General features: G+C 74.3%; 21 protein-coding genes and 1 pseudogene. 12 read left to right on the top strand and 10 right to left on the bottom strand.

The window, feature by feature from the left end; all coding sequences use genetic code 11:
* The first annotated feature begins 106 nt into the window (after window positions 1–106).
* Window positions 107–2077 (top strand): hypothetical protein, encoded by a 1971-nt coding sequence (locus ACIRBY_RS00760; RefSeq protein ID WP_403894000.1) that lies wholly within the window; start codon window positions 107–109, stop codon window positions 2075–2077.
* Window positions 2078–2559: 482 nt separating this feature from the next.
* Here ACIRBY_RS00760 and ACIRBY_RS00755 read toward each other — a convergent pair whose 3' ends face one another.
* A complete protein-coding gene (locus ACIRBY_RS00755) occupies window positions 2560–3525 on the bottom strand; it encodes a pirin family protein (protein WP_403893997.1) in 966 nt (321 codons plus the stop codon).
* 111 nt (window positions 3526–3636) lie between these two features.
* Between ACIRBY_RS00755 and ACIRBY_RS00750 the strand changes: the two genes are divergently transcribed.
* From ACIRBY_RS00750 to ACIRBY_RS00725, 6 genes are all read left to right on the top strand, one after another.
* A complete protein-coding gene (locus tag ACIRBY_RS00750) occupies window positions 3637–4830 on the top strand; it encodes a methyltransferase (RefSeq protein ID WP_403895214.1) in 1194 nt (397 codons plus the stop codon).
* A gap of 105 nt (window positions 4831–4935) precedes the next feature.
* Window positions 4936–5694, top strand: coding sequence for a MerR family transcriptional regulator (locus ACIRBY_RS00745; RefSeq protein WP_403893995.1), 759 nt, complete (start codon window positions 4936–4938; stop codon window positions 5692–5694).
* Between the two features lie 107 nt (window positions 5695–5801).
* Complete coding sequence (locus ACIRBY_RS00740) at window positions 5802–6452, top strand: DUF6230 family protein (protein ID WP_403893992.1); 651 nt, start codon at window positions 5802–5804, stop codon at window positions 6450–6452.
* Window positions 6443–6880: a DUF6114 domain-containing protein gene (locus ACIRBY_RS00735; protein WP_366449054.1), complete on the top strand. Its 438-nt coding sequence runs from the start codon at window positions 6443–6445 to the stop codon at window positions 6878–6880. Before ACIRBY_RS00740 ends, ACIRBY_RS00735 begins: the two co-directional genes overlap by 10 nt.
* The gene (locus ACIRBY_RS00730) at window positions 6877–7527 is read left to right on the top strand and encodes a hypothetical protein (protein ID WP_403893988.1); all 651 of its coding nucleotides are present in this window, start codon (window positions 6877–6879) and stop codon (window positions 7525–7527) included. The genes ACIRBY_RS00735 and ACIRBY_RS00730 overlap by 4 nt, the downstream gene beginning before the upstream one ends.
* A gap of 91 nt (window positions 7528–7618) precedes the next feature.
* Window positions 7619–7954, top strand: a complete 336-nt coding sequence (locus ACIRBY_RS00725) for a DUF2087 domain-containing protein (RefSeq protein ID WP_403893985.1) — start codon at window positions 7619–7621, stop codon at window positions 7952–7954.
* Here the strand turns inward: ACIRBY_RS00725 and ACIRBY_RS00720 are convergent.
* Complete coding sequence (locus tag ACIRBY_RS00720) at window positions 7927–8688, bottom strand: metallophosphoesterase (protein WP_403893982.1); 762 nt, start codon at window positions 8686–8688, stop codon at window positions 7927–7929. The two genes, ACIRBY_RS00725 and ACIRBY_RS00720, sit on opposite strands and share 28 nt — an antisense overlap.
* Window positions 8689–8915: 227 nt before the next feature.
* Here ACIRBY_RS00720 and ACIRBY_RS00715 point away from each other — a divergent pair.
* Window positions 8916–9569 (top strand): annotated as a pseudogene (locus ACIRBY_RS00715) (phosphoribosyltransferase); the annotation flags it as partial.
* A gap of 194 nt (window positions 9570–9763) precedes the next feature.
* Window positions 9764–10516 carry an SDR family NAD(P)-dependent oxidoreductase gene (locus tag ACIRBY_RS00710; RefSeq protein WP_403893979.1) on the top strand — a complete coding sequence of 251 codons (753 nt, stop codon included), beginning with the start codon at window positions 9764–9766 and terminating at the stop codon, window positions 10514–10516.
* 3 nt (window positions 10517–10519) lie between these two features.
* On the opposite strand, the gene ACIRBY_RS00705 is transcribed toward ACIRBY_RS00710, so the two are convergent.
* The 7 genes from ACIRBY_RS00705 to ACIRBY_RS00675 form a co-directional block, all read right to left on the bottom strand.
* The gene (locus tag ACIRBY_RS00705) at window positions 10520–11959 is read right to left on the bottom strand and encodes a dihydrolipoyl dehydrogenase family protein (RefSeq protein WP_403893976.1); all 1440 of its coding nucleotides are present in this window, start codon (window positions 11957–11959) and stop codon (window positions 10520–10522) included.
* Window positions 11960–12002: 43 nt separating this feature from the next.
* Entirely contained in the window at window positions 12003–12401 is a 399-nt protein-coding gene (locus tag ACIRBY_RS00700; protein ID WP_403893974.1) for a thioredoxin family protein, read from the bottom strand.
* Window positions 12402–12552: 151 nt separating this feature from the next.
* Window positions 12553–13992: an aldehyde dehydrogenase family protein gene (locus tag ACIRBY_RS00695; RefSeq protein WP_403893971.1), complete on the bottom strand. Its 1440-nt coding sequence runs from the start codon at window positions 13990–13992 to the stop codon at window positions 12553–12555.
* A gap of 166 nt (window positions 13993–14158) precedes the next feature.
* Entirely contained in the window at window positions 14159–15358 is a 1200-nt protein-coding gene (locus ACIRBY_RS00690) for a thiolase family protein (protein ID WP_403893968.1), read from the bottom strand.
* A gap of 260 nt (window positions 15359–15618) precedes the next feature.
* Window positions 15619–16650, bottom strand: a complete 1032-nt coding sequence (locus tag ACIRBY_RS00685) for a LacI family DNA-binding transcriptional regulator (RefSeq protein ID WP_403893966.1) — start codon at window positions 16648–16650, stop codon at window positions 15619–15621.
* A 65-nt stretch (window positions 16651–16715) separates the two neighbouring features.
* Complete coding sequence (locus ACIRBY_RS00680; RefSeq protein ID WP_403893963.1) at window positions 16716–17933, bottom strand: RNA polymerase sigma factor; 1218 nt, start codon at window positions 17931–17933, stop codon at window positions 16716–16718.
* 10 nt (window positions 17934–17943) lie between these two features.
* The gene (locus tag ACIRBY_RS00675; protein ID WP_403893960.1) at window positions 17944–18351 is read right to left on the bottom strand and encodes a YciI family protein; all 408 of its coding nucleotides are present in this window, start codon (window positions 18349–18351) and stop codon (window positions 17944–17946) included.
* Between the two features lie 222 nt (window positions 18352–18573).
* Here ACIRBY_RS00675 and ACIRBY_RS00670 point away from each other — a divergent pair, with 222 nt between their 5' ends.
* The 3 genes from ACIRBY_RS00670 to ACIRBY_RS00660 all read left to right on the top strand — a co-directional run bounded on the left by ACIRBY_RS00670 (window position 18574) and on the right by ACIRBY_RS00660 (window position 21959).
* Entirely contained in the window at window positions 18574–20016 is a 1443-nt protein-coding gene (locus ACIRBY_RS00670; RefSeq protein ID WP_403893958.1) for an amidase, read from the top strand.
* An 82-nt stretch (window positions 20017–20098) separates the two neighbouring features.
* Window positions 20099–20530: an ester cyclase gene (locus ACIRBY_RS00665; RefSeq protein WP_403893956.1), complete on the top strand. Its 432-nt coding sequence runs from the start codon at window positions 20099–20101 to the stop codon at window positions 20528–20530.
* A 127-nt stretch (window positions 20531–20657) separates the two neighbouring features.
* Window positions 20658–21959, top strand: a complete 1302-nt coding sequence (locus tag ACIRBY_RS00660; protein WP_403893953.1) for a pyroglutamyl peptidase — start codon at window positions 20658–20660, stop codon at window positions 21957–21959.
* Here ACIRBY_RS00660 and ACIRBY_RS00655 read toward each other — a convergent pair.
* Complete coding sequence (locus tag ACIRBY_RS00655) at window positions 21931–23421, bottom strand: cellulose binding domain-containing protein (protein WP_403893951.1); 1491 nt, start codon at window positions 23419–23421, stop codon at window positions 21931–21933. The two genes, ACIRBY_RS00660 and ACIRBY_RS00655, sit on opposite strands and share 29 nt — an antisense overlap.
* Window positions 23422–23668: the final 247 nt, after the last annotated feature.

Raw genomic sequence — 23668 nt, 5'->3', positions numbered from 1 at the left:
TATCAGGGACGATCAAGCTGTGAATCGTGGTGTCAAGCAAGCCACTTTGGCTGGATGATTGCTCTCCGCCCGCGACTCTTAGTCGCCGATGGACCAGGAGTGCATGATGGCCGGAACGAACCATCGGTTCTCGTTGTCGTTCGCCTTGATCGAATGCCGTACGTGCAACGCCCAGCGAATACGTGGTGTGCGCTGCCCTGACTGTGGCGAGTCTCCGGCGCACTGGGAGGTCGACCAGCGCACCGCCGCACGCAGTCGAGCGGTCCAAGCCGCACAACGGGCCCTCAACGACCCCGCGCACCCGGCGCCGGCTTCACCCTTCGCTCTCGACGAAGCCCAGCAGCTTCTTCTCCGTCTCGAAGGCTGGTTGCCTTCGTTTTTTGATGCGCTCAGAGCAGTGAGCAAGGGTTCGGAGGACTCAGCGGAGCTGCTTCGACGGGCGGTCACGGCAATCCTCAACGAAGGTGCTCGCGCGACTGCAGTGCCTCGGCGGCGCCCGTGGATTCCCGTCATCGATGGCCTCGTGGTGTGCATCCAGCAGATGAAAGACATGGTCCGTTCCTACCTGTGCGCCATGGCAGCGGAGACACCGCTCGCGGCACAAGAACGGGCAGCAGAAGCGCAGGTCCACTTGGATGCCGCTGGCCGCACTCTGCTGGAACTCAGCGAGACCCTGGAAGCGGCAACGCGTTTGCTGGGAGCGGCAACCGCCAAGGAACAACTGCAGGTGCTGCTCTACCAGGCGATACAGCGGCATGGCGCCAACGACATTATGCAGTTGGACAACGCAGCGGGAGGTGTTCTGGGGCGATTGACAGGTACGGAACCAGCACCTGGTCATGGAGCAGGGCTCCAATTCGCGGTCCAGGACACCGGAGTCCGCGCCTGGGGCGATGTCATCCGCTTCCGCCGCATCGTCGCCGACAGCTTTCGGGTGTTCGGCGCGGACCCCGGCCTCCTCGCGGCTCTGGCGGCGGCGCCCGACTTCCTGCCTGATGTCCAGGCAAGCCTTCTCGATCTCTTCGACTCGTCCACCCAGGCATTCCAAGCCGTGCAGACGTCGACGATCACGCGGCAGGTGGGGCGCGCCCTTCTCGACCTCACTGCAAGCCAGGTCGAAGGAACTGGTCGAGTCATTGCCACCGCGCTCCTCGTGGCAGCCGGCCACAAATCACGCCCGTACGACAAACTGCGGCAGGACAACGCCACTGACCTGATCCGGAACGCACGGGGCCATGACGCGTTGGCGCCACTGCTCGACGGGTTCGACGTGAACCTACGCACGGCCCAGGCACACCGCATGGCGCGCATTGACGACGAGGGTGTCGCATACGAGACGAGGAACGGTGCAGGGCATCAGGGCTGGGCGGAACTCGCGGACGGCATCCTGACGGCTTGCGAAAGCTCGATGGGGTGCCTCGTTGGCATGCTGCATGCGCTGGCCCTGCTCGATGTGGGATTCGGTGACACCAACGACTACCAGGCTCTCGGTATCAGCCCTGCTGAGATGACGGCTGCCTGGCTGACACTCCAGGGATGCGAGGACGTCGTCATCTCTGAACGCGACGACTCGTGGGAGATATCGCTCGCGGCAACTCCGTCCCAGCAGCTGACAGACCTCCTCACCGCACCGGCCGTCTTGATGCCGGACACGGTCGAATCACTCACCTTGCGAGCGATGAGGGAACAGACACTCCACGTCCTGTCAGGACCGACGTCCTGCCTCAAGCCTTTCGCCCAGGGCGACGTCAATGGCGATGGACACGGTATGACGAGCATCCGCATGCAGCGGTTCTGGACCCACAACGGAGTCCCCTGTATCGACGAAGCCGTGATGCGAAAGTGGTTCGCGGACCAGGTGACCCGGGCGGAACGCGAAGCCCCCAGCAACCCCATTCCACGGCTACGGGCCCTGAGGTCCCTCGCGCTAGAGCTCGGCGATGCACAACTGGCTGCGGTACTCACTGCCGCTATGCGATGCGCACGGCTTGGAGAGGAAGTCGACCGACAAACCGTCGAATGCCTGAGCCTCCTGCCTGTATGGGGCGTCGCGCCGGTTACCTACGCACCGGTGTGACGTGCGACCTGCCGCCCGATCCTGCAGCCAGGGATGACGTGCTCCGATCTACTTGCCGAGGCGAAAGCGCCGACGCGTCCGAAACCGTCATGGTGGTCTCGGCAACCGAGCGAGTTGTCGCCTATCCACAAGTCCGCCGGGTACCAGCGCAGACCTTTCAGTGACGGATCACGCGCCTCGGCCGGATCTCCGTCGAAGCCGTGGGACCTGGCGGCGTGACGGCTGCCAGTGCCGGCGTTTGCCAGCGAGCCGACTCCGCCGCGACCCTGGACGACTCCAGGCCCGATCTAACTACTCGTCAGTAAAGTCAGCAAAAGGTCAGCATGCGTCCGACCACAGTTGGTCACAGCCTGCCACAGGTGAGACTCGACCACCGGCTCCGGACGTCGCCACGCCATGCCCCACAGGTTCTCCAGCGAAGGAAGAAACGGAGGGCTGGATGCAAGCGCTGCACCCAGCCAGGCCCACCGCGAACCAGCAGGTCAGCGGACCCTTCCCCTGGGCTTCAGGTGGGTGGGAGGCAGCTCCGGGGCAGGAATCGGAGGGCCGTCGTAGCCTTTCACCTCACCGAATCGCGACCCGTTCATCCAGTCCTCGCGGGCCTCTGCGATATCATTGTGTGACCGTCCGATCCAGTTCCAGAACATGACGATCTCCTCCTCGAACGGCTCGCCGCCCAGCAGCATCAGGCCCGCGTCCGAGGACGCGCGCAGCGGGAGTTCGGTGCGACCGCAGCCCAGGTAGAGCATCGAGCCCGGGAGGAGGGGGACGCCGTCGGCGTGGGCCTCGCCGGACATGGAGAGGACCGCGTACTCGAAGTCCGGGTCGAGCGGGAGGCGGGTCTCGGTGCCGGCGGCCAGGGCGAGGTCGGCGCCGACGATGGGGGTGTACGCCGTGCCCGGGGAGGTCGCGGTGTCCAGGGTGCCGAGGATGACCGTCGCGTTCAGCCCGGGGGCCGTGACCTGCGGGAGGTCCGCGTGGTGCTGGAAGTGCGGGGCGACGTCGCGGTGGGCGTCGGGCAGGGCCACCCACAGCTGCGCGCCGTGCAGGAAGCGGGCGTGGGGGCGCGGGCTCTCCTCGGAGTGGCTGATGCCCCGGCCGGAGGTCATCAGGCCCAGCTCGCGCGGGCGGATCGTGGCGAGGCTGCCGACGCTGTCGCGGTGCAGCACCTCGCCCTCGTGCAGCCAGCTCACGGTCTGCAGGCCGGCGTGGGGGTGGGGCGCGACCTGCATGCCGGGCTCGTCGGCGATGTCGTCGGGGCCGTAGTGGTCGACGAAGCACCAGGCGCCCACCATGCGGCGGCCCAGGTTCGGCAGGAGTCGGCGGACCTCGGTGGACTCCCCCAGCCTGACCGTGCGCGGGCTGAGGAGCTCCCGTACCGGTTCGGCGACGACGAAGCCGCGGCCGCCGCAGGAGGAGAGCGCGGGCTGGCGATCGAGATTGCTCATACGGGACAAGGTAGTCCCGCGGGGTGCCGTTGCCCCGTTCCTTTCCGCGGAATGACGCGGCGTGCGGGGGCCGGCGGCCGCCTCGGCTAGCCTGGGTCCGATATGAACCGCCTGACCACGCCTTTCGGCTCCTACGAACTCACCCGCTTCCCCGCCGACCCGCGCGACCGGCTCCGCGCCTGGGACGCAGCCGACGAGTACCTGCTGCGCCACCTCGACGCCGGTACCGGCGAGCGCGGCCCGGTGGACCTGGCCGGCGCCGGGCAGATCACCGTCGTCGGCGACCGCTGGGGTGCGCTGACGACGGCCCTGGCCGCCCACCACCCGGCCCAGATCACCGACTCCGCGCTGGCCCGGGCGGCCACCGAGGCCAACCTGGACCGGGCCGGCATCGGCACGGCCAAGTCCACGGTGACCCTGCTGACCACGCGGGACGAGCCGCCCGCACGGATCGACGTCCTGCTCGTCCGGGTACCCAAGAGCCTGGCGCTGCTGGAGGACCAGCTCCTGCGCCTGGCCCCGCACCTGCACGAGGGCACGGTGGTCGTGGGCGCCGGCATGGTCAAGGAGATCCACACCTCCACGCTGGACCTCTTCGAGCGCATCGTCGGGCCGACGCGCACCTCCCTCGCGGAGAAGAAGGCCCGGCTGATCTTCTGCACCCCGGACCCCGCGCTCCTGGCCGCCGCCGGCGCCTCGCCGTGGCCGCTGACGTACACGGTGGACCAGGACGGGGGCTCGGGCGCCGGGCTGACCGTGGTCAACCACGCCGGGATCTTCTGCGCCGACCGGCTGGACGTCGGCACCCGCTTCTTCCTCCAGAGCATCCCCACCAACACCGACGGGGCCCGGGTCGTGGACCTCGGCTGCGGCAACGGGGTCGTCGGCACCGCCGTCCAGGTGGCCGACCCCGACGCCGAGGTCGTGTTCACGGACGAGTCGTACCAGGCCGTCGCCTCCGCGCGGGCCACCTACGAGGCCAACGTCCGCCCGGGCCGGCGGACGGCGGAGTTCCTCGTCGGCGACGGGGTGGCCATGCTGCCGCCCTCCTCGGTGGACCTGATCCTCAACAACCCGCCCTTCCACTCGCACCAGGCGACCACGGACGCGACGGCGCTGCGCATGTTCGCGCAGTCGCGCAAGGCGCTGCGCCCGGGCGGGGAGCTGTGGGTGGTCGCCAACCGGCACATGGGCTACCACACCCACCTGCGCCGGCTCTTCGGCAACAGCGAGGTCGTGGCGAGCGAGCCGCGGTTCGTGGTGCTGCGGGCCGTCAAGCGCGAGGCGCGGCAGCACGGCAGGTGACGCACCGGCGGCCCGCCCCGTGCCCCGGCCGCCGTCCCGCCGTGTGACGCCGTCCCGCCATGTGACCTGCCGGTACACCCGCCGGTAGGTCCTACACTCGGCCGCGTGAGCACTGGGGCGGGGACGTACGGCGGGGACGGGCGGCGGCGCTGGCGCCGGGAGGAGGTGGCCCGGGAGGCCGGGGTCAAGGTGCGCAACCTGCGCTACTACCAGGAGCGCGGGCTGCTGCCCCCGCCGCGCCGGGAGGGCCGGATCGGCTGGTACTCCGACGACCACCTGACCCGGCTGCGGCTGATCAGCGACCTGCTGGGGCGCGGCTACACGGTCAACGGCATCGGCGAGCTGCTGGCCGCCTGGGAGCAGGGCGGCGGGCTCTCCCAGCTCCTGGGCCTGGAGCGGGAGATGACCCGGGACTGGGTGCGCGAGGAGCCGGTGACGATGACCCGGGCCGAGCTGCGCGAGCTGTTCGGGCCGGGGGCGACGGCCGAGCACACCCGGCGGGCGGCCGAGCTGGGGTACGTACGGGTCGACGGGGACCGGGTGACGTATCCGAGCCGGCAGCTGCTGGAGGCAACGGTGGCGCTGGTGCGGCAGGGGATGCCGCCGGCGGAGATCCTGGACGCCGGGGAGTTCGTGCAGGACCAGGCGGCCGCGCTGGCGGACCGGTTCGTCGGCCTGTTCCGCAGGCATGTGATCGGCCCGGAGGGGCTGGGTCGACTTTCGGCCACCCAGCTGGATCACGTCCGGGAGGCGGTGGCGGCGCTGCGGCCGGTGGCCGGCGAGGTGGTGGCCACGGAGTTCGCCCGGGCGATGGGGCGGCGGGTGGAGGCGGAGGTCGCCGAACTGCTGCGTACGGAGCAGTAGGAGTCGGCCTAAAGGGTGCGCTCGCACAACCTTGCCAACCACCATTGGCACTCTTACATTCAACTCGTCGGTAACAAAGGTGCACAGCCGAGATAAGGGACGATCTCATGGCAGATTCACCGTCCTTACCCGTTTTCGATTCCGATGACGAGTCCGCCGGCAGAGTGGAGGGCCGGGTCCGCTGGCGCAAGTTCGCGCTGCTGACCGTGCCGGCCGTGGCGGTGACCGCGGGACTGGGCATCGCCCTCGCGCAGGGCGCGCTCGCCGCCTCCTTCGCGGTGTCGGGCCAGCAGTTCAAGGTGTCGGCGACGAGCCTGGAGGGCGAGGGCTTCGCCCAGTACGGCAGCGTCGACGTCAACGCCCGCCAGGAGCTGATCCCGGTGGCGGTCACCGCCATCAAGGAGGCCAAGCTGCACAGCCTCTGCCAGTCGGTGGTCACCACTCTCCCGGTCATCGGGGACATCTCCCTGAACCTGACCGCCGGTCAAAAGGCCCCGGTCGAGGCCTCCAACCTGTTCGTGGACGCCACCCAGCTCGCCGGCGACGCGGAGTTCACGAACATCGAGATCGGGCGCGACGCCTCCACCCTGGACAAGGGCCCGGCCGAGGCGCAGGGCATGCAGGACCTGTTCGCCCAGCAGGCGGACAAGGTCAGCATCAGCAGCCTCCAGCAGACGGCGTGGGCGACCAACGCGGGCACCTTCAAGCTCTCCGGGCTGAGCATGGACATCAGCAAGGGCAAGAAGGAATGCTTCTGAGCCGCTGGCGGCGGTGGCGGCGCGGCCGGCCCTTCTGGGGCGGCCTCTTCGCCGTCCTGGCCGGGGCGTGGATCTGCGTCCTTCCGCTGGCACCACTGAAGATCATGCTCCAGCAGGGCATCGCGGGGATCCCGTCCGTCCTGATGGGCATCATCATGATCGTCCTCGGTCTCACCGCCTGGCTCTCGCCCCGCCAGCGCGCCCTCGCCGGGGTCCTCACCACCCTGATCGCCACCGCCGCGCTGGTCCTGTCGAACCTCGGCGGGTTCCTGATCGGCACCCTGCTCGGCATCCTCGGCGGCGGGCTGATGTTCGCCTGGCAGCCGTACGCCGCCCCACGCGCCGGGGGCTCCGCCGCCCCCGCCCGGCCCTCCCCCGCCGGGAGCTCCCCCACTCCGCACCCCGATCCCCAAGGAGCACAGCCATGAGCCGTACGCGTACCGCGCTCGCCCTCGGCATGGCGGCCGCGGCCGCCCTGACGGTGGCCTCCGCCACCGCCACCGCCGCTCCCTTACCGGCGGCCGGGTCGACCACCGTCACTCCGGCCGGGCACGCCTTCAAGGCGGCCCTCAGCGGGAAGGCCACCCTGAAGGCCGGTTCGGTCACGGTGACCTGCTCGGTCTCCGTCTCCACCGGCTCGGTGCCCGCCGCCCCCGGCAACCAGAACCCCTCGGGGGCGGTGTCCTCGCCCATCTCCCCGCCCACGTACAGCTCCTGCACGTCCAGCATGCCGGGCGTGACGCCGACGGTGACCACGACCGGCGCCTGGTCGGTGTCCATGCAGAACGGCTCGCCGATCACGGCCACCATGACGGTGCCCACCGGCGGCCTGGTCGTGCACACCACGGGCCTGGCCACCTGTACGGTCACCGCGGCCCCCGCCGGCCCGGCGAGCGTCCCGGGCACCTGGGCCAACGGCGCCCCGTCGAGCCTGACCTTCTCGGGCGCGTCCGTCCCGGTGACGGTGTCCGGCGGCTTCGGCTGCCCGACCAGCGCGACCTCGTCCACCTTCAACGCGGTCTACCTGGTCTCCGACACCACGAACCCCGCCCAGCAGATCACCGTCACGCCCTGACGGCGGTCCGGTCCGCCGCCGCCTCCCGGTCCGGGGGGCGGCGGCGGATATTGCGTTGCCCGGGGCCGCCGGGCCGGGCGAAGCTCGGGGGATGTCACAGAGCACCGACCGGCAGACCACCGATCAGCGGGGCGCCGACGCGCGCGAGCCGTCCGTCCCCCAGGGCCCGCGCGGGGTGTCCGACCTGTTCTCCGGCGGCCGCCTCGTCGCCGTCCCGCGCAAGGCCGCGCGCCGCGAGCAGCTGCTCGCGCACCTCGCCGAGACCCTCTTCGCCCCGGATCGCGCCTACTCCGAGCCCGAGGTCAACGACGCGCTGCGGACCGTGCACGAGGACTGCTCCGCGCTGCGGCGCTACCTGATCACCTCGGGGCACCTCACCCGGACCCGGGACGGCGCCAGCTACCGGCGGTCGACGACCACCCGGTAGTGGGTCGTCAGCCGGCCGTCCCCACCGATGACGTGGAAGGCGACGGCCGGCGGCTCGTCGAGGTGCACGTGCGGGTCGCCCGTCGGCTCCTCCCAGGGCAGCCGCAGGGTGGAGACCACCCCGGGCGCGACGAGCAGGGGCCGGCCCGCGAAGGTGGTCGCCGCCGCCGTGTGCGCGTGGCCGCACAGGAAGGCGAGCAGGTGGGGGTGGCGGGCGGCCAGCGCCGCGAGCCGCTCCTCGCCGAACTGCCGGATCTCGTCCACGTACGGGGTGTGCAGCGGGACCGGCGGGTGGTGGAAGGCGACCAGGACCGGCACGTCGTGCGGGGTCCCGGCGAGGATCCCGTCGAGCCAGTCGAGGGTGGACTCCTCCAGGCGGCCGTGGTGCTCGCCGGGGACGGAGGAGTCGCACACCGCGAGGACGAAGCCCTCGCCGCGCAGCACCCGGTCGACCGGCCCGGCGGACGGCTCCTCCTCGCCCAGCAGGACGCGCCGGAAGGCGGTGCGCTCGTCGTGGTTGCCGGGGCAGACGACCAGCGGGTGCCGCGACACGAGCCCCTTGCGGGCCTGCTCGTACTCGGCCGGGGTCCCGTTGTCGGCGACGTCCCCGCTGACCAGGACCGCGTCCAGGTCGTACGGGAGGCCGTCCAGGTACTCCATGACGACGCGGGTGCGCTCGGCGGCCCGGGGGCCCCCGTCGAAGTGGACGTCACTGAGCTGCGCTATCACGATCACGGACGGTGGCTCCTTCGTCGCCGATGGGGGCACGCCCCCGGCCCGGTTCCCGACGACCGGTCAGTTGCCGTCCAGGGGGCAGGGGTTCGACCTGATCGTTCAACCTACCCGACCGGGTCGGCGGCCGGCGGGGGGCGCCCGGGGCCCCGCCCCCGGGTCCCCGGGTTGCGGAAACGCCCCGGACGGTGTTCGTTCGAAGGGGGTACCCGGGACGGGGGTGAGCCGTCATGTCCTCCACCGGCCGGTTCTTCACCGACCGCGCGGACGCGGGGCGCGCGCTGGCCGACGCACTGCGTCACCTGGCGGGAGCGGACGCCGTCGTCCTCGGGCTGCCCCGGGGCGGCGTGCCCGTGGCGTACGAGGTGGCGCGGGCGCTCGGTGCCCCGCTCGACGTGATCGTGGTCCGCAAGCTCGGCGTCCCCGGCCACCGGGAGCTGGGGTTCGGGGCCATCGGCGAGGGCGGGGTGCGGATCGTCAACGAGGACGTCGTCCGCGGCAGCCGGGCCTCCCGGGAGGACCTCGCATCCGTCGAGCGCGCCGAGGAGGCGGAGCTCGAACGTCGGGCCCGGCGCTACCGGGAGGGCCGGGCCCGGGTGCCGCTCGCCGACCGGACGGTGGTCGTCGTGGACGACGGGATCGCGACCGGGGCCACGGCCGCGGCCGCCTGCGAGATCGCCCGCGCCTCGGGGGCGGCGCGGGTGGTGCTGGCCGCCCCGGTGGCGCCGCCGGAGGCGGTCGACCGGCTGCGCGGGGCGGCCGACGAGGTGGTCTGCCTCTCCGCGCCGCCCGCGTTCCGCGCCGTCGGCGAGTGGTACCGGGACTTCTCCCAGACCCCGGACGAGGAGGTCGTGGCGGTACTGGCGCGGGCGGCGGGCGGGCCGGGCGCCGGCCCGTGACCGTGCCCGGCCGGAATCCGGGTGGGATCCGGGGCCCGTTCATGATCAGATGGCCGGGTCAGCCGACCGCCGGCCCGTCCCGGGCCGGCCACCGGGCCGTCCACCGAAGGAGTCCCGATGCCCGAGCCCGCTATCCCCTCCGCCCCGACGGCCGCCGCCGCGGCCCCGGAGCGTGCCGCATGAGCCGGGGCGTCCTGGTCACCGGCGCCTCCCGCGGCATCGGCCGGGCCGTCGCCGCCGCGTTCGCCCGCCAGGGCGACCGGGTCGCCGTCCACGCCTCCGCGCCGCACTCCGACGCCCGGGAGACCCTGGCCGCCCTGGAGGGGGAGGGCCACGCCCTGGTCACCGGCGACCTCGGGGATCCGGCGCGCGTCGAGGAGCTGGTCGCCGAGGCCGCCGACGCGCTCGGCGGGGTGGACGTGCTGGTGAACAACGCCGCCGCGATGGTCGCGCACCCGCTGCCCACGACCTCGTACGCGGACTGGCAGGAGGCCTGGCAGCGTACGGCGTCGGTGAACCTCTTCGGGGCGGTCAACGCCGGCTACTGCGTGGCCCGGCGGATGATCGACGAGGGCCGGCCGGGGCACATCGTCAACGTCGGATCGCGCGGCGCGTTCCGGGGCGAGCCCGACCATCCCGCGTACGGGGCCACCAAGGCGGCCCTGCACGCCTTCGGCCAGTCCCTGGCCGTCTCCCTGGCGCCCCACGGCATCACGGTGGCCTCGGTGGCCCCGGGCTTCGTCGCCACCGAGCGGGTCTCCGGCCGGCTCCGGGGCGAGGAGGGCGAGCGGATCCGCGCGCAGAGCCCCTTCGGCCGGGTGGCCGAGCCCGAGGAGATCGCCTCCGCCGTGCTGTACCTCGCCTCGCCCGCGGCCAGGTGGAGCTCGGGCGCGGTGCTGGACGTCAACGGCGCTTCGTACCTGCGGACCTGAGGGTCAGCCCCGGTAGGCCTCCAGCAGCCGCAGCCAGACCTCGCTGATGGTCGGGAAGGCCGGCACCGCGTGCCACAGCCGGCCGACCGGGACCTCCCCGACGACGGCGATCGTCGCCGCGTGCAGCAGCTCGGCGGCGCCGGGTCCCACGAAGGTGGCACCGAGGAGCACCTCGCGGTCGAGGTCGACGACCATCCGGGCCCGGCCCCGGTAGCCGTCGGCGTACAGGCCCGCGCCGGAGACCTTGCCGAGGTCGTGGTCGACGGCGCGCACCCGGCGCCCGGACCGCTCGGCCTCCGCCAGGGTCAGGCCGACGGACGCGGCCTCGGGGTCGGTGAAGACGGCCTGCGGGACGGCCCCGGTGTCGGCGGTGGCGGCGTACGGGCTCCAGGGGCCGGTGTCGGGGGCCGGGGCGCCGTTGCCCCGGGCCGCGCGGGCGGCGATGGCGGCCCCGGCGATCCGGGCCTGGTACTTGCCCTGGTGGGTCAGGAGCGCCCGGTGGTTGACGTCCCCGACGGCGTACAGCCAGTCGTGGCCCTCGACCCGGCAGCTCTCGTCGACGCCGATCCAGTCGCCGGGGGTCAGGCCGACCGTGTCGAGCCCGATGTCCTCGGTGCGGGGCGCGCGGCCGGTGGCCATCAGCAGCTCGTCGCCCTCCAGTAGCTCGCCGCCCTCCAGGACCACGGTGACGGGGCCCGTCGGCCCGTCCCGGACGACCGCCTCGACGGCCACCCCGGTGCGGACGACCGCGCCGGCGGCGGTCAGGGCCTCGGCGACCAGCTCCCCGGCGAAGGGCTCCATCCTCGGGAGCAGCCCGGAGCCGCGGGCCAGGACGGTCACCCGCGCGCCCAGCGCCTGCCAGGCGGTGGCCATCTCGCAGGCCACGACGGAGCCGCCGACGATCAGCAGCCGGCCGGGGACCTGCCGGGCGGAGGTGGCTTCGCGGCTGGTCCACGCCCCGGCCCCGTGCAGCCCGGGGAGGTTCGGGACGACGGGCCTGGTGCCGGTGGCGACGACCACGGCGTGCCGGGCGGAGAGGACGTGGTGCACGCCTTCGGGGCTGGTCACGGCGACCTTGCGGATGCCGTAGAGCCTGCCGTGGCCCCGGTAGAGGTGCGCGCCGATGGAGTCGAGCCAGTCGACCTGGCCGCCGTCCTTCCAGTCACCCGTCCAGTAGTCGCGGTGCGCGAACACCGCCTCGGCGTCGAGCGGCCCGGAGGCGGCCGCGGCCAGGCCGGGCACCCGGCGGGCGTCGGCGCGGGCCAGCGCGGGGCGCAGCAGGGCCTTGCTGGGGACGCAGGCCCAGTACGAGCACTCCCCGCCCACGAGTTCGCTCTCCACCAGGGCCGTGCTCAGCCCGGCGGCACGGGTCCGGTCGACGATGTTCTCGCCTGCCGGGCCCCCGCCGAGCACCACGACGTCGTACTCCACCGCTTCGGTCATGGCGCCCAGTCTCCCCGCGGGACGGGGGCCGCGTCCGGCAACCTCAGCCCTCCGGCGTGCCGGGGGCCTCTCCGGGCGCCGCCTTCTGCTGCGCGGCGATCTTCTCGCGGACCTCGTCCATGTCCAGGGCGCGGGCCTGCCCGATGAGATCGGTGAGCGCGGCCTCCGGCAGGGCGCCGGGCTGGGCGAAGATGGCCACCTGGTCCCGGACGATCATCAGTGTGGGGATCGAGGTGATCTGGAAGGCCGCCGCCAGCTCCTGCTGGGCCTCGGTGTCCACCTTGGCGAACACCAGGTCCGGGTTGGCCTCCGAGGCCTTCTCGTAGACCGGGGCGAACTGGAGGCAGGGGCGGCACCAGCCCGCCCAGAAGTCGATCAGCACGAACGGGTTCTCGCTGACCGTCCGGTCGAAGTTCTCCTTGGTGAGCTCGACTGTAGCCACGGTTTCCTGACCTCCTGATCGCTGCGTCGCCGCGTGTCCTGCGCGTGTCGCCTGTCCTGTGCGTGTCCTGCGCGCGTTGTGCGCGCGTTGTGCGCGTGTCCTGCTTGAACGAACGGCCGCCCCATGGCATTCCGCCCCGCGCCGGACGTCCCTAGAACGGGTGACCGGGCGGGGTCCGGCGGACCGTGGTCCAGCGCAGTTCGGTGAAGGCGTCGAGGTTGGCCTCGCCGCCGAAGCGGGCGCCCGTGCCGGAGACCCCGACGCCGCCGAAGGGGGCCACCGCCTCGTCGTTGACGGTCTGGTCGTTGACGTGCGCGATCCCGGTCGGTATGCGCCCGGCCAGCTCCAGGCCGCGGGCCGCGTCGCGGGTGACGATGCCCAGGGAGAGCCCGTACGGGCCGGCGGCGGCCAGCTCGACGGCCTCGTCCTCAGTCGCGAAGGAGCGGACGGGCGCCACCGGGCCGAAGACCTCCTCGGTGTAGGCGGGGGTGTCGTCGGAGACCGCCGCGAGTACGGTCGGCCGGTAGAACAGCCCCTCGTGGGTGCCCCCGGCGACCAGCTTGGCGCCCCGCTCCACGCTCTCCTCGACCAGGCCGTGGACGCGTTCCAGCTGCGCCCCGTCGAGCAGCGGGCCCAGGTGGACGCGCTCGCGGTACGGGTCCCCGACGGCGAGCGCCTCGGCGCGGGCGGCGAGCCGCTCCACGTACTCGTCGTAGAGCGAGGCGTGGACGAGGTGGCGCCCCGCGGTCATGCAGATCTGGCCCTGGTGGAAGAAGGAGCCCCAGGAGGCCTGCGCGACGGCGGCCTCGACGTCGGCGTCGGCGAGCACGACGAGCGCCGAGTTCCCGCCCAGCTCCAGGTGGGCGCGCTTGAGGTGGCGCCCCGCCAGTTCGCCGACGGCCCGGCCGGCGGTGGTGGACCCGGTGAAGGAGACGACGCGGACGAGGGGGTCGGCCACCACCGCGGCGCCCGTCCCGGCGCCGCCGGGCAGGACCTGGAGCAGCCCGGCCGGGAGTCCGGCGGCGGCGAACACGGCGGCCGGCGCCAGGCCTCCGCAGACGGCGGTCCGGCGGTCCGGCTTGAGGAGGACCGCGTTGCCGAGGGCGAGGGCGGGCGCGACGGAGCGGATGGAGAGGATCAGCGGGGCGTTGAAGGGCGCCACCACCCCGACCACCCCCGCCGGGACGCGGCGGGTGTACGAGAGCCGGGGCGCCTCGCTGGGCAGGACCTGCCCGGCCGGGCGGGAGGCCAGCGCGGCGGCCTCGTAGCACTCCTGGGCGGCGACGTGCAGCTCGAAGTCGGCCTTGCCGGGGATGGAGCCCGACTCCCGGACCAGCCAGTCCCGCAGTTCGTCGGCGTGCGCCGCGAAGAGGTCCCCGGCCCGGCGCAGTACGGCCGCCCGCTCCGGGTGGGTGGCCCGCGCCCAGTCGCGCTGCGCGGCCCGCGCCCGTACGGCCGCCTCCGACACGTCGGCGGGGGCGGCCAGGTCGAGCGTGGCGAGGGTACGGCCGGTCGCGGGTTCGACGACCGGGGCCGTACCGCCGGTGAGGGTGGGTCCGTCCTGCCAGAGTGTCGGGTCGAGCAGCGGCATGGCGCGGGGCCTCCGGAGGGGTGGGCGGGGCGGGGGGCGGCGGTGGCAGGCGCCATCGTGCCAGACCCCGGTCTCCGGATTCTGTTCAGTTATTGGGCAGTTGACCCGCGGCCCTGTCCGGAAACGATCGCCGTCCGGTCGGCGCGCGCTCCGGCGGGGCGGCCGGTCAGCGTTCCAGGACCAGGGCGATCCCCTGGCCGACGCCGATGCACAGCGCCGCCATGCCGGTACCGGAGCCCGCCGCCGCCAGCTGGTGCGCGACGGAGCCCGCGAGCCGCGCCCCCGAGGCGCCCAGGGGGTGCCCGATCGCGATGGCGCCGCCGCGCGGGTTGACCACGGCGGGGTCCAGCTCCGGCCAGGCCGCCAGACAGCCCAGCGCCTGCGCCGCGAACGCCTCGTTGAGCTCGAAGGCGGCCAGGTCGGAGAGGTCGCGGCCGGCCTTGGCGAGGGCCCGTTGGACGGCGTCGACCGGGCCGAGGCCGAAGAGCTGCGGCTCGATGCCGGTGACGGCGGAGGCGCTGATCCGGGCGAGCGGTTCGCGGCCGGTGGCGGCCAGGCCCGCCTCGTCGGTGAGGAGGAGGGCGGCGGCGCCGTCGTTGAGGGGGGAGGCGTTGCCGGCCGTGACGGTGCCGGAACCGTCCGTCCGGAAGGCCGGCTTGAGCCGGGCCAGCGCCTCGGGGGTGGAGCCCTCGCGGATGCACTCGTCCCGCAGCAGGTCCACGCCGGGGTACGGGACGACCTCGTCGTCGTACAGGCCGGCCGTCCACGCCGCGGCGGCCTTGCGGTGGCTGTCGAGGGCGAAGGCGTCCTGGGCCTCGCGGGTGATGCCGTGCTTCTCGGCGATGAGCTCGGCGCCCTCGCCGAGCGAGCCGGTCCACTCCGCGGGCATGCGGGGGTTGGTCATCCGCCAGCCGAGGGTGGTCGACCACATCTGCTGGTGCCCGGCGGGGTGCGCGCGCTCGGGCTTCTGCACCACCCAGGGGGCGCGGGTCATCGACTCGACGCCGCCGGCGATGGCCACGGAGGCGTCGCCGAGGGCGATGGCGCGGGCCGCCTGGATCACGGCTTCGAGGCCGGAGCCGCAGAGGCGGTTGACGGTGGCGCCGGGGACGCTGACCGGCAGCCCGGCCAGGAGCACCGCCATGCGGGCCACGTCGCGGTTGTCCTCGCCCGCGCCGTTGGCGTCTCCGAAGACCACGTCGTCGATGCGGGCCGGGTCGAGGTCGGGGGTCCGGTCGACGAGGGCGCGGACGACGTGCGCCGCGAGGTCGTCGGGGCGGACTCCGGCGAGGGCGCCGCCGAACTTGCCGATCGGGGTGCGGACGGCGTCGACGACGTAGACGTCGCGGACGGTGCGGATGCTCATGGGGGCTCTCCTGGGCGACTCCGTACGGTCGGCGGCGCGCCGGCGCCGATGTGGGCACCGGGCCGCACCACCGGGCACGCCCGGTGGGGCGCGCCCGCAGTCTCCGCCGCGGCGTCACCGCGTGTCAACGGGGTGCCGCGCCACCTCCGCCCTGTCCGGACGGGATCGGGGCGGCCGCGTGCGGCCCCGGCGGCGCGTGCTCGGGGAGCGGGGGAAGGGCGGGGCGGGGGGCGGCCCCGCGCAGCGGGACCCCGGGGCGGTCAGGTCGAGTCGCGGGGAACGGCGGCCGCGCCCATCAGGTCGTGCCGTTCCGCGAGGGCCGACGGCACCCGCACGGCCCGGTCCACCAGCCCCGCCAGCCGCTCCCCGCTCGGCATCTCGATCCGCACCGAGCTCAGCCGCGGCCGCACCAGCCGCGCGATCAGCAGGTCGTCGGCCCCCATCACGGCGACGTCCTGCGGCACCCTCAGCCCCGCGTCCAGCAGCGCCCGCAGCAGCAGCACCGCGTACTCGTCGTTGTACGCGAACACCGCGTCCAGCCCCAGCTCGCCCCACCGTGCGGCCAGCGCCGCCGCCGACTCCTCGGTGTAGGCCAGGCCCAGCGGCACCACCTGCGCGTGCGGCGTCGAGCGGGCCCCCGCCAGCCTCGGCCCGGAGAACAGGTCCAGGCCCGGCTCCTCCGGTACGACCACCCCGATGCGGCGGCGGCCCCGTGCGACCAGGTGGGCGGCGGCCCGGGCGCCGACCTCGGCCTGGTCCATCAGCAGCGCGTGGGCCCCCGCCACCCGCTGTGGCCCGAGGGTGACCACGGCGCGCGCACCGGCCCGCCTGAGGGTGTCGACGTGGTGCGGGGAGAGGGCGACCTCGCCGAGGGAGATCACGGCGACGGGCCGCAGCTCGGCCCACGCGCGGACGGCCTCGTCGCCGCCGAGCCCGAGGCTGCCGTACTGCACGACGGTGTAGTCCAGGCGGCGCAGGGCCCGTTGGAGATCGTCGAGGAAGGCGCTGTACAGGGGGCCGGCCGGGACGTGCGAGGTGGGCAGCAGCACGATGCGGGTGTGTCCGGCGCGCAGGCTGCGGGCGGCGGCGTGCGGGACGTAGCCCAGTTCCTCGGCGGCCGCACGGACCTTGCGGCGCGTCGGCTCGCTGATCCGTACGGCCTCCGCGTTGTTGAGGACGTACGAGACCGTGGCGCGCGAGACGCCCGCGAGCCGGGCCACGTCGGCGCTCGTCGGCGGGGGCGTGGGGGTCGTGGGGGTCGTCGGGGCCGGAGGGTTCGTCGAGTCAGACATGGCCGTCGCATCCTTCCAGACCGGCCGGGCCGGGGCTGCGGCGGTTGGCCTGAAACGGGCCCGCTTCAGACGGGGCCGGCCGGCCCGGCGTTGAGGCGGGCCGCCTGCCGGGTGAGGTGGGCGCGTTCGGCCAGGGTCGGGGCCCGGTGGGCGGCCTCCGCGTAGAGCCGGGCGGCGCCGGCCCGGTCCCCGTCGCGCTCGTGCAGCCAGGCGGCGACGGCGGTGTGGCGGGGCAGTTCGGGGTCGAGCCCGGCCAGCGCGGCGAGGCCGGCGCGCGGTCCGTCGGCCTCCCCCACGGCCACGGCCCGGTTGAGGCGGGCGACGGGGCTGTCGGTGAGGCGGACGAGCTCGTCGTACCACTCGACGATCTGCGGCCAGTCGGTCTCCGCGGCCGTGGGCGCGTCGGCGTGCAGGGCGGCGACGGCGGCCTGGGCCTGGTACTCGCCGAGCCGGTCGCGGGCCAGCGCGCCGTGCAGGATCCCGATGCCCTCGGCGATGGCCGCCGTGTCCCAGCGGCCGCGGTCCTGTTCGGCGAGCGGGATCAGGCTGCCGTCGGGGGCGGTCCGGGCGGCGCGGCGGGCGTGGTGGAGGAGCATCAGCGCGAGCAGTCCGGCCGGTTCGGGGTGGTCGACGACGGCGGCGAGCCGGCGGGTGAGGCGGATGGCCTCGGCGGCGAGGTCGACGTCCCCCGAGTACCCCTCGTTGAAGACGAGGTACAGGACGCGCAGGACGGTGCCGACGTCGCCAGGCCGGTCGAGCCGGACGCCGGAGACGGTCCGTTTGGCGCGGCTGATGCGCTGGGCCATGGTCGCCTCGGGCACGAGGTAGGCACGGGCGATCTGGCGGGTGGTGAGGCCGCCGACGGCCCGCAGCGTGAGGGCGACGGCCGAGGACGGGGAGAGCGCGGGGTGCGCGCACAGGAAGTAGAGGCCGAGGGTGTCGTCGGTGTCGGACGCCGGGCCGGGCTCCGGTTCGCGGTCGACGAGGTCCTCGCGGCGCCGGCGGGCCGCGTCCGCGCGGGTCGCGTCGAGGAAGCGGCGCCAGGCGGCGGTGACGAGCCAGCCGCGCGGGTCGCGGGGCGGGTCGGCGGGCCAGGCGCGGACGGCGTCGAGGAGGGCCTCCTGCAGGGCGTCCTCGGCCGTCGCGAAGTCGGCGCCGCGCCGGACGAGGACGCCGAGGACGGCCGGGGTGAGCTCCCGCAGCAGGGCCTCGTCGACGGGGTGCGGCGGGACCCCGCCCCGGACGGCGGGGTCCGGGGCGGGGCGGGGGCGGGGGGCGGTCATCGGGGGCCGGTCACTCCGTGATCGTGGGCGGCTCGGACATGAAGGGGCGCAGCTCCAGCCACTCGTGGATCGGCCGGCCGCCCGCGCCGGGGGCCGCCGAGAGCTCGGCCGCGAGTTCCAGGGCCCGGTCGTGGGTGTCCACGTCGATCACCATCCAGCCGGCGATCAGGTCCTTGGTCTCGGCGAACGGGCCGTCGGTGACGGGCGGGCGCCCCTCGCCGTCGTAGCGGACCCAGGTGCCCTCCGGGGCGAGGGCCTGGGCGTCGACGAACTCGCCGGTCTCCTCCAGCTTCGCGGCGAAGTCGCGCATGTACTGGATGTGTGCGGAGACCTCCTGCGGGGTCCAGCGGTCCATGGGGACGTCGTTGTTCGGGGCCGGGGCGCCGCGGTAGTGCTTGAGCAGCAGGTACTTGGCCATGACGGTTCTCCTCGATGCGGTCCGACGCGTCCATTCTGGCCGCGCTCACCCCGGGGACGGAGCCGGCGCCGCGTTCTCGACACGCCCGCCGAAGATTTTTTCCGGATCGGGGAGGACACCCCGGGCGTACGCGGGCGGGGCCGGGCCTGGTCTTGGCGGACCCTTTCCCCTTACCGTCGGTATTACCGGTCGGTATGACCGGGCGACAGGGGGAGGCCGCCGGTGGGGGACGTCGTGTCGGGGCTCGGGGAGATGGCGGTCGCGCTGGCCGAAGGGCACGTGACGGCACGGCAGTTGACGGAGCGCTCGCTCGCGCGGATCGCGGCCTCGCAGTCCTCCCTCAACGCCTTCCGGATCGTCCGCGCCGAGGCCGCGCTGGCCGAGGCCGAGGCCGCCGACCGGCGGCTGGCCCGCGGGGAGCGGCTGCCGCTGCTGGGCGTCCCCGTCGCCGTCAAGGACGACATGGACGTGGCCGGGGAACCGACGGCGTTCGGCTGCGCGGGGGACTTCCCGCCGAAGCGGGCCGACGGCGAGGCGGTGCGCCGGCTGCGTGCGGCGGGGGCGGTCGTCGTGGGCAAGACGCAGACGCCCGAGCTGGGCCAGTGGCCCTTCACCGAGGGGCCCGCCTTCGGCGCGACCCGCAATCCGTGGGACACGGCGTACACCCCGGGCGGCTCCTCGGGCGGTTCGGCGGCGGCCGTGGCGGCGGGGCTGGTGCCGGCGGCGCTCGGGTCCGACGGGGCGGGGTCGGTGCGGATCCCCGCGGCCTGGACGCACCTGGTCGGGGTGAAGCCGCAGCGGGGGCGGATCTCGACGTGGCCGGAGCCGGAGGCCTTCCACGGCCTCACGGTCAACGGCGTACTGGCCCGTACGGTCGCGGACGCGGCGCTGCTGCTGGACGCGGCGAGCGGTCCGGCCCCGGGGGACCTGCACCGCCCCGCGCCGGTGTCGGCGGTCGAGGCGGCCGGGCGGCCGCCGGGCCGGATGCGGATCGCACTGTCCTTCGGGACGGCCTTCACCGCCACGGCGGGCGCGTCCCCGGACCCCGTGGTGCGCTCGGCCGTGGAGCGGCTGGCCGGGCGGCTGGAGGAGCTGGGGCACGAGGTGGTGCCGGAGGACCCCCGCTACGGCCCCATCGGCCTCACCTTCGCCCCGCGCGCCACCGCCGGTGTACGGCAGCTGGCGGAGCGGGCGCCCGACCCCCGCCTGCTGGACCCGCGCACGCACGGGGCGGTGCGCGCGGGACGGCTGCTCGGCGGGGCGGCGCTGCGGGTCTCGCGGTGGGCCGAGGCGGCGCTGCGCCGCCGGGTCGGGGAGCTGTTCGGCCGCTTCGACGCGGTGCTCACGCCGACGACGGCCACGGGGCCCCTGCGGATCGGGGCCCTGGCGGGGCTGGGGGCGCTGGCCACGGACCGGGCGATGATCGCGGCCTGCCCGTACGCCTGGACGTGGAACGTCCTGGGCTGGCCGGGCATCAGCGTCCCGGCGGGCTTCGCCCCGGACGGGCTGCCGGTCGGCGCCCAGCTGCTGGGCCCGGCGGACTCGGAGCCGCGGCTGCTGTCGCTGGCGGCGCAACTGGAGGCGGCGGAGGGCTGGGCGGCGCACTGGCCTCCGGCGGCGACCGGCGCGAACCGGCCCACCGGGCCGGTATTTGACCGCAGTTGACACGGTCTTGACCGTCCGCATACCCGATCCGCCTATGCTCACGGCGACTTGATCCACAGCATGGCGACAGGGGGTGCACGCGGTGAGCGTGCAGGACGACAACAAGCGGGCGGTACTGGGCTTCTTCACCGCCGTCAACGAGCGGCGCACCGAGGACCTGCCCGCGTACATGGCGCAGGACGTGGTCGACCACAACCAGATCATCCACGGCGAGCCCGACGAGCCGGGCGCTGCCTTCGAGGGCCTGCGCCAGCAGCTGGCGGCCTTCGATCCGCTGGCCATCCGGGTGGAGGAGCTGGTGGTGGAGGACGACCGCGTCGTCGCCCGCGTGATCCAGTCCGGTACGCACGGCGGGACCCACCCGCGCATGCCGGAGCCGACCGGCCGGTCCTTCGAGAACGAGGCCATCTGGTGGTTCACCCTGGACGGGGGCAAGATCGCCCAGATCCGCGGGGTCAGCGACCGGCTCGGCCTGTTCCTCCAGCTGGGCTGGGACTGGCCCACGGTGGACTGACCCGCCCCGGGTTCCACCGGGAGGGCCCCGGCCGTACGCGGCCGGGGCCCTTCCGCGTCCACGGCGGTCCGCGGGGCCGCCCGGGCGTACTCCCGGACCCCGCACCCGCTGTGTAATGTCACACGGCATGATGCTCTTACGCCGCGCGGCGCTCGCCGCCGCCCTCCTCGGGGTCACCACCCTCCTGCCGGCCACCGCCGCCCGCGCGGACACCCCGCCCGGCTGCCCCGCCGCCCCCGGCGCACCGGCACCCGCCTCACCCGACGCCGAGCAGGGCCGCCTGTCCGACCCCCGGGCCGCCGCCTTCCCGGAGCACGCCGGGCTCGACGGCTTCGTCCGCCGCTTCCCCGCCGCGCTGTGCGGCGTACGCGACGCCGCCGGGGCGCAGCGGCTGGTCGGGGCGTGGGGCGAGGCCCTGTGGCAGGCCGCCGCGGACCGGGCGCAGGGGCGCAGGCCGGGCGGTGACCTGCCCGACCGCGACGACCGGCCGCTGTACTGGACCCGGCTCGCGATGACCGTCCGGCTCGACGCCTGGCGGCCCGGGTTCGCGGTGGACCGGGCGGCGCTGAAGTCCCGGTTCGAGGACGCCTCGCGCGGCCTGACCGGCAACGGGTTCCGCGGCACCCGGGGCGTACGGCGGATCTTCGTGAGCGGGTTCGACCCCTTCGGCCTGGACACCGAGCCGCGCCGGGCCAACCCCTCCGGCTCGGCCGCCCTCCAGCTCAACGGACGCCGCGTCACCCTGACCGACGGCACCACCGCCGAGATCCGGGCCGTCGTCCTGCCGGTCCGCTACGCCGACTTCGACGCCGGGATCGTCGAACGGGCCTACGGGCCCCGGCTGGCGGCGGGCCCGCGCTCCGCCGACATGATCACCAGCATCAGCCAGGGCTACCCCGGCCTCTTCACCCTGGAGGCCTGGGCGGGTCGCAACCGCTCCGCCGACCCGTACCCGGACAACGTCCGGGCCCTGTCGGGCGGCACCCGCGAGAACCCGGCCACCGCGCCGGGACTCGGCCCCGGGGCGGAGTTCCTGCGCACCAGCCTGCCCACGGACGCCATGACCGCGGTCCAGGCGCCCTACCCCGTACGGCTCAACACCACCGTGACCGAGATACCGGCCGGGGCGGCGGCGCCGGTGGACCGCGAGGACGGTCCGACGCCCGGCTCCCGCGCCGTCGCGGGCGGGGGCGGCGGCTACCTCTCCAACGAGGTCGCCTACCGCTCCAACCGGCTCCGGCTGGAACTGCGCCCCGGGCTGCCCGGCGGCCACCTCCACACCCCCGTCCTGACCGGCCTGCCCGCCGAGGCGGACCGGCTGACGGGGCCGGAGTTCGAGCGGAACGAGGCGGCGATCACGGCGCAGGTGCTGGAGGTCCTCAGGTCCTCCGGCGGCCCCGCTAGCGCAGGGCGCCGAACGCCTTGGTGAAGGCCAGCGGCTGCTGGAGGACCGAGCTGCACGTGGCGTCCGCGTGGTCCAGGGTGCCCGCGGGGCACTGCTTGTCGCGGGCGGCGGACCACATGGCCAGCCGGCCGATGCCCTTCGCCGAGGCGAACTCGACGAGCTGCGTCGCGTCGGAGACCGAGAAGACCTCCGACGCGACGTCGTTGACGCCGATCATCGGGGTGACGGCCACGGCCTTCCAGGCCGCCTGGTCGGACAGTCCGAGGACTCCCTTCAACTGGGCCTGGGTCGCCGTCGCGGCCTGGACGGCGTACTGCCCCATGTCCCCGGCGTACGCCGGGCCGTAGTCCATCGCCATGATGTTGACCGAGTCGATCCGCACGCCGTTCTCACGGGCGTCGGCGAGCAGGGCCACGCCCGGCTGGGTGAGGCCCTCGGGCATCACGGGCAGGGTGAACGCCACGTCCAGGCCCGGGTGGGACTTCTGCAGCCGGGCTATGGCCTGGGCCCGGCGGGCGTTGGCGGCGGTGTCGGGCAGGGCCGCGCCCTCGATGTCGAAGTCGACCTTGGTGAGCCGGTACTGGTCCACGACCTTGCCGTACGCCGCCGCGAGCTCGTCGGCTCCCGCGCAGTTGAGCGCCAGCTCGCGGCCGGCGGCCCCGCCGAACGACACCCGGACGTCCCCGCCCTTGGCGCGCAGCGCCCCGATCTGCCCGGCCACCTTGTCGCCCGCCAGGTCGGTGACCCCGCCCCACATCGGGGTGCAGCCGGCACCTGCGGTGACGAAGGCGAGGTGGAACTCCTTGACGCCGGTGCGGGTCGCGGTGTCGAGCAGGTCGTAGGCCGGGTAGAGGGAGGTGTCCACGTACGGGGCGAAGCGCGCGCCGCCGCCGGGCGCGGGCGCCGGCGCGGTCGCGGTGGGCTTGCCGGTGGGGGCGGCCGTCGGGGACGCAGAGGCGGTCGCCGTCGCCGTGGGGGCCGCCGAGGCGGTCGGGGCCGCGGTCGGGAGGGTGGTGGGCCGGCCGCTGGGCTGCGGGGTGGCGCTCTGGTCGACGGAGCACTTGACCCCGTTGATCAGGCACCCCTTCGGGCTGCCGGGACCGCCGGCCCCGCTCGCGACGAACCCGACGGTGACGGAGGCCCCGGGCGCGAGCTCCCCGTTCCAGGCCGCGGGCTTCACGGTGACGCGCTGCCCGTCGACGGTGTGGGTGCCGTTCCACAGGGAGTCGATCCTGGTGCCGGCGGGCAGCTCGAACTGGAGGGTCCAGTCGGCCTGGGCCCGGTCGGTGCCGTTGGTGATGACGTACTGGCCGGTGTAACCGCCGCTCCAGGAGCTGGAGGTGGTGTACACGGCGCCGACGGCGGTGGCCTGCGCGGTTCCGGTGAACGCGAGGGCCGCGCCACCGATCACCGCCGCCACCACGATCGCGCCCGCCGCCTTCGCCTTGCCGCTGGCCTTGCGACGGTGACCGGTCGTGCTGCCCATGGCGTGCCTGCCTCTGTTACTGGGGAGTTGGTATGCGGCAGCACGCTAGCCGCCCCGAAACAGACAATCCCCCCTTCCGGGACACCATCAACGAACCTTAGGTTCCGCTTAAGGCGGGCATAGGGAAGGGCTCAGACGGCTCGTGCCGAACGACCCGGCTACTTCGAGGCCTGTGAGGCGCGGTGCTTCCATCTCGCCACCACCGGATCGGTGTTGGCGATATGTTTGCCTCACTGGCGAGGTACGG

Origin of the sequence: Streptomyces sp. NPDC096136 (genome assembly GCF_044763325.1) — a bacterium.
Lineage (GTDB): Bacteria > Actinomycetota > Actinomycetes > Streptomycetales > Streptomycetaceae > Streptomyces.
The sequence above is the reverse complement of the archived record's forward strand: the minus strand, read 5'-3'. Positions and strand labels throughout refer to the sequence as shown.